We start from the raw sequence: 15,673 nt of genomic DNA, 5'->3' as shown, positions 1-15,673 counted from the left end.
TGAGTTCCTTCTCCTCCACGGTCTTCTTCCACGTCTCATAGGGCGTGGCCGGAAAATCCGCGGCTAATCTCAGCTCTTCCTGGTCCATTTGACTCTCATTCCTTAAGAGGGGCTTTCCAGGCACCATGCCACTACGGATCACGGGCTTGTCCGTCTCTAGCGGCCTTGGGGCGTGGGTTGGGTCCTCGAAATCGTTCAACGGTCAGATCGTTATTGCAGGCGTCCTCCTGAACGGCTTTTCGGGAGGAGGAAAACGAAAGCCGGCTTCCGGCAAAGCGGCGAACCGGCGAATAGGAGACTCGTTGAAGCCGCGCGGCCGTTGATCGCCCGCACGATGTCCACTCTCAACAGGGTAAGGAAGGATAACCACTCCACATCCCCAAGCGAACTATATCCACTGGCAGTCTACCGATGCGATAGACCCCTGTCCACGTGGACGCTCTTATGCGGCAAAATAACCATATTTTTTTTAAGGTGACAATCGAAAGCCTAACTGCCGGATCGATTTGTCGCCGTTCACAGCGATTTCGGCACCGCCCCACACCTTGACGGACGCATTGGCCGGGCGCACCTTGCCGCTCATGGCTCTCATCGATCATATCAAACGCTGCAACGCGTTCGACCCCTCCCGTTATCTTCCCTTCACCATCGCGGGGCACCCCATCGGGGCGGTAACCCGTGATTTCGCCGCAAAACTCGCCGCCTTCCCCGAGGTTTTCGTCACGGAAGGCGCCGCCGTGCGCTTGCGGGACGAACTCGCCACGCCCGAAGCGAGAACGGCGGCGGTGGAAGACGTCCTTGAGCACATGCGCGAGGCAGGCTCCGCCCCCAAGAAGAAAGGCGAGCTTTATCGGGTGGTCGAACACTGGGGCGACGGGCCGCTCATGCTGATCGACCGGGCCGCGGTTCCCGTCTTCGGCATCCGCGCCTTTGGTGTCCACTTGAACGGCTTCGTCCGGCGAAACGGCGCGATCAGGCTGTGGATCGCCCAGCGCGCCGCCGACAGGGTGATCGAACCCGGCAAGCTGGACAATATGGTGGCCGGCGGTCAGCCCGCCGGGCTGGACCTGCGGGAAAACCTTATCAAGGAATCCGCCGAGGAAGCCGGCATCGCCTCGGACATGGCGCAAAAAGCCGTCCCGGTCGGCGTTCTCGGCTATTGCATGGACAGCGAATGGGGGCTGAAGCCCGACACCCTGTTCGTCTATGATCTCGAAGTCCCGGCCGATTTCACGCCGCGCAATACCGATGGCGAGGTCAGCGCCTTCCGTCTGATGGAAGCGTCCGATATCCTCGACCTCCTGCGCAACGGACAAAGCTTCAAATTCAACGTGCCCCTGGTCCTGATCGATTTTTTCATCCGCCACGGACTGTTGTCGCCCGACACCGAACCCCAGTACCTCGATCTGGTCCGTGGAGTGCGGGCGGGGCTCTGAACCTCGCCCTTCGTGCGATTGACTTTTCTATTGCACTGCGGCAGACACATTCTTTCATAAATAAATCGTCACTCGCACGATTATGATCGTCTGGGAGGTCTGACCATGAGCGCCAAACCACCGAGGAAATTCTTCGAATCCCTGTCCATCGGGGCACCCGCGCCGTTTCGCGAGTTGCCGGTGGCGCTTGAACGGATGATCCATTTTTTCCCGCCGCACAACGAGAAGGTGCGAAACCGCATCGGCGAGATGATCGGCCGGGTCGATGTGCTGTTGGGCAATCTGGAAGACGCGATTCCCGCCGACGCCAAGGAAGAGGCGCGCCGAGGTTTCATCGCGGCGGCCCGGGCGCACGAATTTGGCGGAACGGGTTTATGGACCCGGGTCAATTGCCTGAACGCCCCCTGGTTTCTGGACGATGTCACCGAAATCGTCGGCGCCGTCGGCAATAAACTGGACGTGATCATGCTGCCGAAGGTCGAAGGGCCGTGGGACATTCACTATCTCGATCAGTTGCTCGCCCAATTGGAAGCCCGGCATGGAATAACCAAACCCATCCTGATCCATGCCATCCTGGAGACGGCCTTGGGGGTCACCAACGTGGAGGCGATCGCCGGCGCCAGCCCCCGCATGCATGGAATGAGCCTGGGCCCCGCCGATCTCGCGGCTTCGCGCGGAATGAAGACGACGCGGGTCGGAGGCGGACATCCCTCTTACGTCGTGCTGGAGGATATGCCGCCCGATCAGGGAACGCGGCACGCCTTTCAGCAGGATTTGTGGCATTACACCGTCGCCAAGATGGTCGACGCCTGTCGTGCCCACGGCATCAAGGCCTTCTACGGCCCCTTCGGCGACTTCTCCGACGATCCGGCCTGCGAGGCCCAGTTCCGCAATGCCTTCCTGTTGGGATGCGTCGGCGCATGGTCCCTGCATCCCCGGCAGATCGACATCGCCAAGCGGGTTTTCAGTCCGGACGCCGAAGAGGTCGCCTTTGCCAGGAAGATCCTGGCGGCGATGCCGGATGGCAGCGGAGCCGTGATGATCGACGGGAAGATGCAGGACGACGCAACCTGGAAACAGGCAAAGGTCATCGTCGATCTCGCCCGTCAGGTCGCGGCCCGCGACGCGGCGATGGCCGAGGTCTACGGATTTTAGGATTTGTGGAAAGAAAGCTTCAAGGGCAATCGGTGAACCCGCCTGCCCTGACCCGGGCGACGTTTTTGAACAAGACCGCGCTTATAACTTTTGATAGCATCCAACCTCGTTGCGGTGTTCCTGCCGCATTGGAGCCGTGCTCGCGCAATCCGGGGCGACCCGCCGAAGACGGCGGGGGTCGCCATTTCGCTTCCGGAGAAACGGGGACAGCCGGCCCGACTTGATGTCTGGTGCGAAATGATTCGCCTTCCTTTGACCGATCTTCCCGATCGTCTGAGCAGCCCCGCATTCCGCCGGTGGCTCCAGCTTCCCATTCTATCGTTTTGTCTTTTATTCCTCCTCTGCGCTTGCGGCACGCCGCCACGGCCGACGAACGATGCCGGCCCCGAAGAGATGGAAAATTTCCGGGCGGAGATGGCGCACGATGCCGTCAAGGCCGGGGATTATCTGAAGAAGACGCAGGGCGGCACCAACATCTCCGAAATGACGCTGGGCTGGTTCATCTATGACGTGTTGACCGAGCTGTCGTCTCAAGACGTCGAACTTTATGATTATTTCAACAAAGACAACGCCAGCGTCGAGGGATATCTGAAAACGCGATTCAAAACCCATCCCGTCGAGGAAATCGCCGCCATCGACTCCTTGGCCAAGCGGGGGCATCCCACCTTAAGGTTGTCCGCCCGCTATGCGCTGGAGGCGCTTCGCCATATCCCCGATTCGGGCGAACCCTCCGATATCCAGGAGCGTGACCGCCGTGAATTGGCGGCGGCCCTGTCCACGTTGCAAGATCTTCTCCAAAAAAGTTCCCGCGACGTCGGCTCATCCCGACCATAATTTTTTCGGGCCCGCCCCATAATAAATCCCTTCGGCGGCAAAAAATCGGAAGCTTCAACGGAATCTTTAAATCTGAATATGCTAAAGATTATGATGTAGCGGGTTGGTCCGTATTTCGCAGAGCCCATATGCACGCTGTGAAATGCGGATTCCGCCGCCCCGGAGCCCCGACACAGCAAGGCATGCACGCCATGGTCAAGAACAAGCTCTCGCGCCAAGACGTCGATAAACTGCTGACCGAACGATCGATTGAAGCGCGCGTCGAGACGGCGGCCAAGCTGGCCGCGCAATTCGACAGCGGAGAATTGTCGCCCAGCGAGAGACGGCTGGCCGCAGACATCCTGCGACTGATGGCCCATGACGCGGACGTCAGAGTCCGTCAGTCCCTGTCCATTCAACTGAAGGAAAGCCCGACACTTCCTCATGACCTGGCCCTGCATCTGGCCCAGGACGTCGACACTGTGGCGCTACCGATCCTGCAATTTTCACATGCGCTCACCGATGACGATCTGATCAAGATCGTCCGTGGCCGGGAAATCGTCAAACAACTGGCCATCACCCGGCGCGCTTCCGTGTCCTCCACCGTGTCCGAAGCGATCGTGGAAACTGGAACGCCGGAAGTGGTCGTCAGCCTGGTGTCCAACGAAGGGGCGGACATTTCCGAAGAGTCGCTGCAGGCCATTGTCGACGCTTTCGGCAAGGAGACCACGGTTCAAGGCTCATTGGCGAACCGCAGCAATCTGCCGGTCACCGTCGCCGAGCGCCTGGTCACCATGGTTTCCGACCAATGGCGCGACCATCTGATCTCCCGCTACCAGCTTTCGGGCAACATTGCCGCCGATCTCACCCGGCAAAGCCGGGAACGCGCGACCATCAGTCTTTCCGCCGGCGCCGACCGCGAGGACGTGGAAGGACTGGTCCGTCATCTGAACAATCATCGCCGGCTGACTCCGTCGATCATGTTGCGTGCCGTCTGCATGGGCGATACGACCTTCTTCGAGGCGGGCATGGCCGAATTGGGCGGCGTCCCCCTGGTCAACGCGCAAATCCTGATCCACGATTCGGGAGAGCTGGGCTTCAAGGCCATCTACGAAAAGGCCAAGCTGCCGGCCACCCTTTTTCCCGCTTTCCGTTGCGCGCTCGACGTCGCCCACGAAAACGCCTTCGATGGCGGTGAACAGGACCGCGAACGTTACTGCCGCAGAATGATCGAACGCATCCTCACGCAGTATGAGAAGCATGGGGTGAGCTTCGATTCGACCGATCTGGAATATCTTCTGGCCAAGCTTGATCAACTTCCGTAAAAAACATTTCTTTTTTTATGGAATGAGAAGCATACCCAAGTAGGGGCCGGGCAGACGACGCGACCAGTCGTAAAAAGTGAAACATCATGAAGACACTTTTCCCGAAAAATTGGTCAAATGTTAATTTCTTCATACTAAATGTGGCTGGACTCACCTCTCTTTTTGGTTGAAGGCCGCACAGACCTTTACTAATAGTTTTTTATCATTTAGCAAAACCCGACTATGCGTAGCCATAGCGGTGCGATCGATGATAAACTCCGGCCGGCTTGGACAACCGGGCCACCGGGAAAATCGTCAATTTTCGCTCCGTTGGTATGTTTATGCTTCAGTTCGGTCGTTTACCGCGCCGGGAAAATGGCACCGGGAAACGCCTGGCCTTCATGATGTGCGGCGCCGCTTTGATGACGGCCGCCGGTGGGAATGCGTGGGCCCAGGAACTCGATTACGGAAAGTACGAGGAATTGTTCGGCGAGGCGGTCACCATGAGCGCCACCGGCAAGCCCGAACGTGTTTCCGACACGCCCGTCCTCATGGACGTCATCACCGCCCAGGATATAGAGCGATCGGCTGCGCGCGACATCCCCACCTTGCTGAACCGCCTGTCCGGTATCGATCTCACCCATACTTCGAGCAGTTCACAGGAACTGGGCATCAGCGGATATCAGCAAGCCATCGGCAGCCGCGTCATGGTGATGATCAACGGCCGCCAGATCTATTTCGACGGTTTTGGCGACGTTTTTTGGTCGGCCGTGCCGGTCGAACTTCAGGAAATCCGCCAGATCGAAGTCATCCACGGCCCGCAGAGCGCGCTTTACGGGTTCAATGCCGTGGATGGGGTAATCAATATCGTCACCTTCGATCCCGTCGACGATCCGGTGAACTCTGCCAGCGCACGCGTCGGCAACCATGCCAGACGGGATCTCAGCGCCAGCGTTACCCAGTCCCTGGGCGAGGGATCGGGTGTCCGGTTCTCCGCCGCCGGCAACCATGCCGACGATTACGGCATGATTCGCACGGCGTCTTCCGACGCGACCTTGCAGAAGGACTCGAACCGTCGATCGGCCTCCTTCGATGCGGGCTTCACCGCGCCGAACGGCGCCCGCCTGGGTCTCGAGGCGTCGCACACCGATGTCACTGAACGCTCCGTCGTCTACGACGTCTTCTATAACGCCCGGGTAATCATCGACAGCGCCAAAGCCAGTTACACGGCCAATACCGGCATCGGCCGAATCAACGCCACCGCCTATTATACCGGCATGCGGGCCCCGTGGGTGCAATCCCTGGCCTTTCGGCCATTCAACGTCAACGACCGTTCTTCGGTCGGCCAGCTCTCCGACCTGTTCAAGATCGGCCCGTCCGACAGTATCCGCCTGGGAGGCGAAGTGCGCCACGACGAGATGGGAGCCGGCGAACTGACTTACGGCACGCTCACCGGCGACCTGGGGGCGGGCTCGGCAATGTGGGAACACGCCTTTTCGCCATCTCTCTCTGCGGTCAACGCGGTGCGTTACGATTATTTCAAGCTGGGAAGAGACGGTCAGCCCCTGCCGCTCAATCTTTATTCCAACGAGGACTTCGACCGAAGCGTACAAGGGCTCAGCTTCAACTCGGCGCTCATCGCCAAGGTCACCGACCTCGATACGCTCCGCTTTTCGTTCGCCCGCGGCCTCAAACTTCCATCCCTCGCCGACTTCGGCCAGGTTGAACATTTCCAGCCGCAATATTACGGGGCCTACCATTTCGGCAATCCCAGCCTTCAGTCGTCCGCGATCTACGATTATCAGGTCGGTTGGGATCGACATCTGACCACGCTGGATGCGACGAACCGCCTCGCGGTCTTTCATCGCATGACCATGCGGCACATGGGCGGCGCCTTCTCCTTGATCAACGGCGCCCTGGTGCAGGGAATGGTCATGACCGCGGGTTCGGTCGCCGACGGCGTCGAGTGGAGCCTGCAGCACAAGACCAGGGAAGGTTGGACGTGGGGGGGCAACTACACCTACGAACGCCTGCACGAACATGCGGACCAGGGGTTTGCCGATGATCTGCCGGCACACAAGGCCAATGTCAATCTCGGCTATGCCTGGCAGGACTGGGAAGCCGGCGTCGCCGCCGGTTACGCCGCGGCGACCCGGGGAACGGTGATCAGCGGACTGGCGCCGTCGACCGTCCTCGCCACCGAAACGATCAAGGGACACACGACCTTCTCACCCCGCGTGGCATGGCACGGAAACGATCAGGTGACAGTCGAACTGGCCGCCGAGAATCTCTGGCCCTATCGCGATTCCACCGCGCAGCGGATGGAAGCCAGTTATTACCTTTCGGTCAAGTTCGCCTATTGACGGACGACGGACCGCCCCCCACTTTGGGGTCGATTCCGCTTCGCTTCCCCGACGCCGCCGGCTTTCCCGCCGCCCCTTCGCGGTGTCCAAGAAACAAGGTTTCCTTGATGGCGCAACAACTGACCCGGGCCCTGACCGCGGTATTGGCCCTGGCCGCCGGCCTGTCGGTGGCCAACATTTACTACAATCAGCCGATGCTGGGCCTGATGGTTGGCGATTTCGGCGGCGACGGACATGTCCGCCTGGTGCCGGCGGCGACGCAACTGGGTTATGCGCTGGGGCTGCTGCTGCTCGTGCCGCTGGGCGACAGCCTGGATCGGCGCCGGCTGATCATCGGCCAGACCGTCGTCCTCATTGCCGCCGCCGCCGCTGCCGCCGTCGCGCCGTCGGTGACCATTCTTCTGCTGGCCTCGCTGGCCATCGGCGCCATGGCGACCATCGCCCAGCAGATCATCCCCCTGGCGGCCGAAATGGCGCCGGCCGAGAGCAGGGGCAGGGTCGTCGGCACGGTGATGAGCGGCCTGTTGGCGGGCATTCTCCTGGCCCGAACGGTGAGCGGCGCCATCGGAGCCTATTTCGAATGGCGCGCCATGTTCGCCATCGGCGCGGTGATCGCCGGCCTGATGGGGATCATGTTGTTCGTCGCCCTGCCGCGCCGGCCGCCCGAGCAACGCCACGGCTATCTCTCGCTGCTGCTGTCGCTGGGCAATCTGGCCCGCAGCCTGCCGGCCCTGCGCCGCGCGATGATGATCCAAGGGGCGATGTTCGCCTGCTTCAGCATCTTCTGGACGACCCTGGCCCTGCTGCTGCAGGAGCCTCCGTTTCGCATGGGTTCGGATGTCGCCGGTCTGTTCGGCATCATCGGCCTGGTCGGAGTGATCATGGCCCCGGTAGCCGGCCGCCTTTCCGACAAACGCGGCCCCCACGGCATCATCGGCATCGGCATCGCCCTGGTTCTGGCCTCGTTCCTGATCTTCGCTCTTTTTCCGACCTTGACCGGCCTCACCCTGGGCGTGGTCCTGCTCGATACCGGGGTGCAGATGTCGATGATCGCCAACCAGTCGATCATCTTCGGTCTGGTGCCGAGCGCCCGCAACCGCATCAATACCATCTACATGACCGGCATGTTCCTGGCCGGCGCGGCGGGATCGGCCGCCGCCGGCATCGCCTGGATCGATCTCGGCTGGCCGGGAGTCTGCGGATTGGGCGCCGTGGTCGGCGTCGCCGGTCTGGCTGTGCATCTGAAGAAAATCAAATAGCCCGCGCCCTCAAGGATCCAGGACAACGAATTCAGGTCAACAAACGGTTGGCGCCGCCAATTTCCACTCCCAAGAGACGTCATACCCATGCTTGACACACGGCTGTCCGGCACGGCCACAACGCCGATGTTAAAAAAAATCGAAACCTGAGTTCGGAGCCCCGGCCGCCTGGAGCACTTCGATCCGTATCTGTGCTCATCTGCGTTCATCTGTGCTGATCTGTGTTTCCTTGTGATCGATTCCGACGGGTCATCCCGGGACCAATCGGGCTGCTCCCGAAGGCCCGGTCCGGGACCGGGGCCTTGTCAAAAGGAGCACAGATGAACACAGATGGGCGCAGATGTGGAGTGCACCCCATCCCTGAGACAAGAAACTACAGACAGGGTTGAACTTGAGCCGCGGTGGCTGGCGCCTCTTACGACGCCTGGCCGGACAGTCCGCCCGTTAACCTTAACAGGTTGCCGTGCTCAACCTTGAGGGCGCCATGAAACGGTGCTAGGGTCGGCCATCCGTTCCGAGACAGGGAAGACCGGTCGTTCCGGCGCTGCCCCCGCAACTGTGAAGGACGAGATCGCGGCAATCGCCACTGACCCCGGACGGGGTTGGGAAGGCGCCGCGGTTGATGACTCCGAAGCCAGGAGACCTCCCCGGAGACGGTGTTTTGAGGATCGATCCTCGGAGGGAGGATGCCTTGGCGAATGCCGTGCCGATACCTATGGCGGACCACCATCACCCGCTGCCGCCCCTGACCCTGGTGCTGGGGGGCGCCCGTTCGGGCAAAAGCACCTATGCCGAATCCCTGCTGACCGACGTCGCCCAACCCGTCTATCTGGCCACCGCGCGGGCCGGGGACGGCGAAATGGTCGATCGGATCCGTCTCCACCGGGAACGGCGGGGCGCCGCCTGGACGACGATCGAGGAACCCCTCGACCTGGTCGGCACGCTTTCCCGGCACGCCCATCCGGACAAGGCGATCCTGGTCGACTGTCTGACCTTATGGCTTTCCAACCTGATGCTGGAGAACGCGGACATCGGGCAGGAAATCGACCGTCTCGCGCAGGCCCTGCCCGGTCTCAAAGGTCCCGTGCTCTTCGTCGCCAACGAGGTGGGCCTGGGCATCGTTCCCGACAACGCCATGGCCCGCGCCTTCCGCGATCACGCCGGCCGCCTCAACCAATCGCTCGCGGCCCGCTGCCAGAGAGTGGTCTTCGTCGCCGCCGGCCTGCCCTTGCTGCTGAAGGACTCCCGATGAACCGTTTTCGTAAGATACCCGCCACCGTCATCACCGGATTTCTGGGCGCCGGCAAAACCACCCTGGTCCGCCACCTGCTGAGCCAGGCCGACGGCCGGCGCATCGCCCTCATCGTCAACGAATTCGGCGATGTCGGGGTCGACGGCGATCTGTTGAGCGCCTGCGGTATCGAAGGATGCCGCGAGGACGACATCATCGAACTGGCCAACGGCTGTCTTTGCTGCACGGTCGCCGACGAGTTCCTGCCGGCCATGGAACGTCTGCTGTCCCGCCCCCTGCCGCCGGAACACATCATCATCGAAACCTCGGGGCTGGCTCTGCCCAAGCCGCTGGTCAAGGCCTTCGACTGGCCCGACGTGCGCTCGAAGGTGACGGTCGACGGCGTCGTCGTCGTCGTCGACGGCCCGGCCATGGCCGCCGGTCGCTTCGAATCGACCGTCGAGGAACGGGCCCGACCCGACCATGACAACCCCCTCGAAGAAGTGTTCGACGACCAATTGGCCTGTGCCGACATGGTCCTGCTCAACAAGGCCGACCTGATGGAAGCCGGCCAAATCGAAGCCCTCGCCGCGACCCTGAAGGGCAAGTTGCGGCCGGGGGTCAAACTGGTGGCGACCCGCCAGGGCGACGTCGATGCCCGCATCCTGTTGGGACTGGAAGCCCGCGCCGAAGACGACCTGGACGCCCGGCCGACACTGCACGACACCGCCCAGGACCATAATCACGACGATTTCGAGAGTTTTGCCGTCCCCGTCGGGACGGTGGGCGATCCCCAGGCGGTGGCCGGCCGTCTCGGACAGATCATCGCCCGCCACGATATCCTGCGCCTCAAAGGCTTCCTCTCGGTCGCCGGCAAGGACATGCGTCACGTCGTGCAGGCCGTCGGCGGACGGATCAGCGGCTATTACGACCGCCCCTGGAAGCCGGGCGAAGAAAGAGCCGGACAATTGGTGGTCATCGGACTGAAGGGTCTCGACCGCGAGGCCATTCGGTCGAGCATCACCGGCGATAGTTAGGACGTGATATCCATGGACGGACGCTGACGCCATGCATCTGCTTGCCGCCAAGCCGGGCAGCATCACCGATGGATCGGAAGCCGTCGACCTCGGCCAGACGCCGGGCGACGTCGTGTTCCTTTCCGCCGCCGACACCGAACTGTCCTGCCTGGCGGACGCCAAGACCCTGGTTCCGGGATTTCGTCTGCGACTGGCCAACCTGCTGCATCTGGGTCATCCGGCCTCGGTCGACCTTTATGTCGAAACGGTGGTGCGCCACGCCAGGCTGGTGGTCGTTCGCCTGCTGGGCGGGCGCGGCTATTGGCCTTACGGCGTGGAACAGATCGCCGCCGCCTGCCGGCAAGCCGATATTCCCCTGGCCTTCCTGCCCGGCGACGATCAGCCGGATGCCGATCTGGCGAGCTGGAGCAGCCTGCCGGCCGAGGCCGGTCATCGTCTCTGGCAATATCTGGCCCATGGCGGGCGGACCAACGCGATCGAACTCCTGCGCTATGCGGCCGATCTGATCGGCCTGCCCCAACAATCCTGGCGCGAACCGGTCCCCCTGCCTCCGGCCGGGCTCTATCCTCCAGGCACGGCGCTGGCCGATCTGCGGGCAGGCTGGTCCGATCGGGCGCCGACGGCGCTCCTGGTGATCTACCGCGCCCTGGTCCAGGCAGGCCACACCGCCGCCCTCGACGCGCTGGCGGACGCGCTCGGCCACAGGGGCTTCAATGTCATGCCGGTCTTCGTGACCAGCCTCAAGGACGGCCTGAGCGTCGCCACTCTTCTCGATCTTCAGGCCGCCGCTCCGCCCGATATCGTGCTCAATGCCACGGGCTTCGCCGTCGCCGCCCCCGGCCGCCCCGGCGACAGCCCCTTCGCCGGGGCCGACTGCCCCGTCCTGCAGGTGATCTTCTCCGGCGGCGGCGAGAGCGCCTGGCGGTCCGGCAGCACCGGGCTGTCGGCCCGCGACATCGCCATGAACATCGCCCTGCCCGAGGTCGACGGACGGATCATCAGCCGCGCCGTTTCCTTCAAGGTGGCGGCGCGGCGGGACGTCGAGACCGAATGCGACATCGTAAGCGCCCGTCCCGTCGCCGACCGCATCGCCTTCGTCGCCGATCTTGCCGCCAACTGGGCCCGGCTGCGCCGCAAGACGGTGGACGAAAGACGCATCGGGCTGATTCTCGCCAACTATCCCAACCGCGACGGGCGGTTGGGCAACGGCGTCGGCCTCGACACGCCGGCCGCCACCGCCGGCATCCTGGCCGCCCTGGCCGCCGCCGGCTACCGGATCGTCGAGGCGCCCGCCGACGGCGCGGCCCTGATGACGCTCCTGCAAAGCGGGGCCACCAACGACCTGACGGCGCGTGCCCATCGGACGGTTCGCGAAACCCTGTCCCTGCCGGACTATCTGGCCTTTTTCCGCACGCTTCCCGACGGGCTGCGCCAAGCGATCACCGAGCGCTGGGGGGAACCGGAGGACGACCCGCATTTCGTCCCCGGCGAACTTTCCTGCGGCCATTTCGTCCTTAGCGCCATCCGCTTCGGCAACGCCGCCGTCGGCATCCAGCCGGCACGGGGCTACAACATCGACCCGGCGCGCAGCTATCACGATCCCGATCTCGTGCCGCCGCACGGTTATCTGGCCTTCTACGCCTGGCTGCGCGACGGCTTCCGGGCCGACGCCCTCGTCCATGTCGGCAAGCACGGCAATCTGGAATGGCTGCCCGGAAAATCACTGGCCTTGTCGGCGGAATGCTTCCCCGAAGCCGCCTTGGGACCCATGCCGCACCTCTACCCCTTCATCGTCAACGATCCGGGGGAAGGCACCCAGGCCAAGCGGCGTGCCCAGGCGGTCATCATCGATCACCTGACCCCGCCGCTCACCCGGGCCGAAAGCTATGGTCCCCTGCGCCAGCTTGAGCAGCTGGTCGACGAATATTACGAGGCCGCCGCCCTCGACCCGCGCCGGATCAAGGTGCTTACGGCGGAAATCCTGGCCCTGTCCCGCACCATCGGACTCGACGAGGACTGCGGCATCGCCCCCGGCGAAGCCACGGACAGCGCCCTGAAGAAGCTCGACAACCACCTCTGCGAATTGAAGGAACTGCAAATCCGCGACGGGCTGCATATCTTCGGCCGCTCGCCCGAAGGCGAGCAGCTCACCGATTTGCTGATCGCCCTGGCCCGCGTGCCGCGCGGTGGCGAACCGGCGCAGGCATCCCTGCTCCGGGCCCTGGCGAACGATCTCCGCCTCGGTTTCGACCCCCTCGACAATGACCTGGGCGATCCCTGGAGCGGTCCGAAACCCGCGCCGCTGGACGCCCCGGCGCCCTGGCGGACCTGCGGCGATACCGTCGAACGCCTGGAGATTCTGGCCAAGGCCATGGTCGACGGCTCCCGGGAAGCCGACGCGGCATGGACCGGGACCAAGACCGTGCTGGACTGGATCGAGCGGCATCTGCGCCCCACCATCGCGGCCTGCGGTCGGGCGGAAATGGAGGGGCTTCTCAAGGGACTGGCAGGGCGTTTCGTGCCGCCCGGCCCCTCCGGCGCGCCCTCGCGCGGCCGGCCCGACGTGTTGCCGACGGGGCGCAATTTCTATTCGGTGGACAGCCGGACGGTGCCCACCCCGGCGGCCTGGACCCTCGGCTGGAAGTCGGCCGGCCTTCTGATCGAGCGGCATTTGCAGGATCATGGCGCCTGGCCGCGCACCGTCGCCATCAGCGCCTGGGGCACCAGCAACATGCGCACCGGCGGCGACGACATCGCCCAAGCCCTGGCCTTGATGGGCGTGCGCCCCTGCTGGGACTCCGCGTCGCGCCGGGTCACCGGCTTCGAGATCATGCCGCTGTCCGTTCTCGATCGACCGCGCGTCGATGTGACGCTGCGTGTTTCGGGATTTTTCCGCGATGCCTTCCCCGGCCTGATCGATCTGGTCGATTCGGCGGCCCGCGCCATCGCCGCGCTCGACGAGAGCCCGACCGACAATCCCCTGGCCGCCCACGTCCGGGCGGAAACCAGCCGCCTGACGGCATCTGGCGAAGATCTGGCCGAGGCCCGGCGGCGTGCCGGTTTTCGCGTGTTCGGCTCGAAACCCGGCGCTTATGGCGCCGGCCTGCAGGCCCTGATCGACGAGCGGGGCTGGACGAACGCCTCCGATCTCGCCCGCGCCTATGTCGCCTGGGGCGGATACGCCTATGGCGACGGCTCGGCGGGCGCCGCCGAGCACGGGTTGTTCGAGCGCCGCCTGCAAGACGTCGAGGCGGTCATCCAGAACCAGGACAACCGCGAGCATGACCTGCTCGATTCCGACGATTATTACCAGTTCGAAGGCGGCATGGCGGCGGCCGTCCGCAGCCTGTCGGGAGAAGCCCCGGCCGTCTATCATCCCGACCATTCGCGCCCCGAGACGCCCAAAATCCGCACGCTGGAAGAGGAAATCGCCCGCGTCGTGAGGGGCCGCGCCGCCAATCCCAAATGGCTGGCCGGAGTCATGCGTCACGGCTACAAGGGCGCCTTCGAGATGGCGGCGACGCTCGATTACCTGTTCGCCTTCGCCGCCACCACCGGCGCCGTCAAGGATCACCATTTCGAAGCCATATTCGACGCTTATCTGGGAGATGACGCCGTAAGAGACTTCCTGAAGGAAAACAACCCCGCCGCCTTGCGGGAAATGGCCGCGCGCTTTGAGGAAGCCATCTCCCGCAATCTCTGGCGGCCCCGCCGCAACGATACCCACGATCTGTTGAAAGGGCTGGCATGAGCGCCGAGAGGAACGAGGAAGGACCGGATGACCGGCCGGTGGATCCCAACATCCGCCATCATGAGAAGATGGCGAAGAAAAAGGCCGCCCGCGACCGCCTGATGGCCAAGAAAACCGAAAGCCGGGGATTGTTCATCGTCAACACCGGGGCCGGTAAAGGTAAAACCTCGGCGGCTTTCGGCATGGGGCTGCGCTGCGTCGGCCACGGCATGAAACTGGGCGTCATCCAATTCATCAAGGGCGCCTGGGACACCGCCGAACGCCGCATCCTGAGCTCGTTCGGCGATCTCGTCACCTTCAAGGCGATGGGCGAAGGCTTCACCTGGGAAACCCAGGACCGGGAACGCGACGTCGCGGCCGCCGAACGGGCCTGGGACGAGGCGCGGACCTTGCTGGACGATCCCGAATGCGCCATGGTCATCCTCGATGAATTGAACGTCGTCTTGCGTTACGGCTATCTGCCGGTCGAGCCGGTGCTGGCGGCGATCGCCGCCCGGCCGGCCGGACAGCATGTGGTGATCACCGGCCGCAACGCGCTGGATCAGGTGGTGGCCGCCGCCGATCTGGTCACCGAGATGACATTGGTCAAACACCCCTTCCGCGAAGGCGTGAAGGCGCAGCCGGGCGTGGAGTATTGAGATGAGAAGACTGCGGGGACTAGCCCTTTGCCTTGTGACGGTCCTGGGTCTTGCCGCCACGCCGGCCGTGGCGCGGGTCGATCAGGAGAAAACGGTCAACAACGCCGCTGCGACCGTCGAACGGTTGAAGACCGATCAGAACTTCCAGACCTCCTTTCGCGACGATCTGCAGAAGTCGCGGGCGGTCCTGATCGTTCCCGATCTCTACAAGGGCGGTTTCATCCTGGGGGGCCAATACGGCAACGGGGTGCTATTGCCCCATCTTCCCGACGGCACCTGGGGATCGCCGGCCTTCTATACCATGGAAGGGGGCAGCCTCGGCCTGCAGATCGGCCTGGAAAGCTCCTCCATCCTGTTCATCATCAACACGGAAAAAGCCCTTCACGCCATCCTGGCCAACCAGTTCAAGTTCGGTGGCGACGCCGGCATCACCTTCCTGGTCGTCGGCGCCGGTATCGGGGCCTCGACCACCAGCAATATGGGAGCGGACGTCCTCGCCATTTCACTGTCGGCGGTTGGTCTCTATGGCGGATTGTCGCTGGAAGGGACCTCGCTTTCACCGCGCGAATCCTGGAACGCGGCCTATTACGGCCAGAACGTCTCCTCGCGCGCCATCGTCCTCGACAACGCGGTCAGCAATCCCCAAGCCAACCGCCTGAAAGAAATCCTTGCCCGCTGAGCGCCCC

At 63.4% G+C, this 15,673-nt stretch carries 12 protein-coding genes and 1 riboswitch; of the genes, 11 read left to right on the top strand and 1 reads right to left on the bottom strand.

Features of this window, described 5'->3' with window-relative positions; translation table 11 throughout:
* On the bottom strand, positions 1–199 hold a 199-nt coding region (locus tag CWS72_RS28225), incomplete at its 3' end, for a hypothetical protein (protein WP_206747709.1).
* A gap of 307 nt (positions 200–506) precedes the next feature.
* Between CWS72_RS28225 and CWS72_RS25265 the strand changes: the two genes are divergently transcribed.
* From CWS72_RS25265 to CWS72_RS25215, 11 genes are all read left to right on the top strand, one after another.
* Entirely contained in the window at positions 507–1,436 is a 930-nt protein-coding gene (locus tag CWS72_RS25265) for a DUF4743 domain-containing protein (RefSeq protein WP_241911885.1), read from the top strand.
* Between the two features lie 105 nt (positions 1,437–1,541).
* Positions 1,542–2,591, top strand: coding sequence for an HpcH/HpaI aldolase/citrate lyase family protein (locus CWS72_RS25260; RefSeq protein WP_101253434.1), 1,050 nt, complete (start codon positions 1,542–1,544; stop codon positions 2,589–2,591).
* Between the two features lie 237 nt (positions 2,592–2,828).
* Entirely contained in the window at positions 2,829–3,425 is a 597-nt protein-coding gene (locus CWS72_RS25255; RefSeq protein ID WP_146002885.1) for a hypothetical protein, read from the top strand.
* A 128-nt stretch (positions 3,426–3,553) separates the two neighbouring features.
* Positions 3,554–4,729: a SpbR family protein gene (spbR, locus tag CWS72_RS25250; RefSeq protein WP_338056229.1), complete on the top strand. Its 1,176-nt coding sequence runs from the start codon at positions 3,554–3,556 to the stop codon at positions 4,727–4,729.
* A gap of 320 nt (positions 4,730–5,049) precedes the next feature.
* A complete protein-coding gene (locus CWS72_RS25245; protein WP_158240816.1) occupies positions 5,050–7,071 on the top strand; it encodes a TonB-dependent receptor plug domain-containing protein in 2,022 nt (673 codons plus the stop codon).
* A 107-nt stretch (positions 7,072–7,178) separates the two neighbouring features.
* Positions 7,179–8,330, top strand: a complete 1,152-nt coding sequence (locus CWS72_RS25240; RefSeq protein WP_199175984.1) for an MFS transporter — start codon at positions 7,179–7,181, stop codon at positions 8,328–8,330.
* A gap of 480 nt (positions 8,331–8,810) precedes the next feature.
* Positions 8,811–8,995: riboswitch (cobalamin riboswitch) on the top strand.
* A gap of 26 nt (positions 8,996–9,021) precedes the next feature.
* Entirely contained in the window at positions 9,022–9,582 is a 561-nt protein-coding gene (gene cobU, locus CWS72_RS25235; protein ID WP_338056228.1) for a bifunctional adenosylcobinamide kinase/adenosylcobinamide-phosphate guanylyltransferase, read from the top strand.
* Complete coding sequence (gene cobW, locus CWS72_RS25230) at positions 9,579–10,598, top strand: cobalamin biosynthesis protein CobW (RefSeq protein WP_101253430.1); 1,020 nt, start codon at positions 9,579–9,581, stop codon at positions 10,596–10,598. The genes cobU and cobW overlap by 4 nt, the downstream gene beginning before the upstream one ends.
* Before the next feature lie 31 nt (positions 10,599–10,629).
* Complete coding sequence (gene cobN, locus CWS72_RS25225) at positions 10,630–14,349, top strand: cobaltochelatase subunit CobN (RefSeq protein WP_101253429.1); 3,720 nt, start codon at positions 10,630–10,632, stop codon at positions 14,347–14,349.
* Complete coding sequence (cobO, locus tag CWS72_RS25220; protein WP_101253428.1) at positions 14,346–14,987, top strand: cob(I)yrinic acid a,c-diamide adenosyltransferase; 642 nt, start codon at positions 14,346–14,348, stop codon at positions 14,985–14,987. Before cobN ends, cobO begins: the two co-directional genes overlap by 4 nt.
* Position 14,988: 1 nt before the next feature.
* Positions 14,989–15,666 carry a lipid-binding SYLF domain-containing protein gene (locus tag CWS72_RS25215; protein WP_101253427.1) on the top strand — a complete coding sequence of 226 codons (678 nt, stop codon included), beginning with the start codon at positions 14,989–14,991 and terminating at the stop codon, positions 15,664–15,666.
* Positions 15,667–15,673 lie beyond the last annotated feature (7 nt).

Source organism: Telmatospirillum siberiense, assembly GCF_002845745.1.
Classification (GTDB): Bacteria; Pseudomonadota; Alphaproteobacteria; order Rhodospirillales; family Magnetospirillaceae; genus Telmatospirillum; species Telmatospirillum siberiense.
The sequence above is the reverse complement of the archived record's forward strand: the minus strand, read 5'-3'. Positions and strand labels throughout refer to the sequence as shown.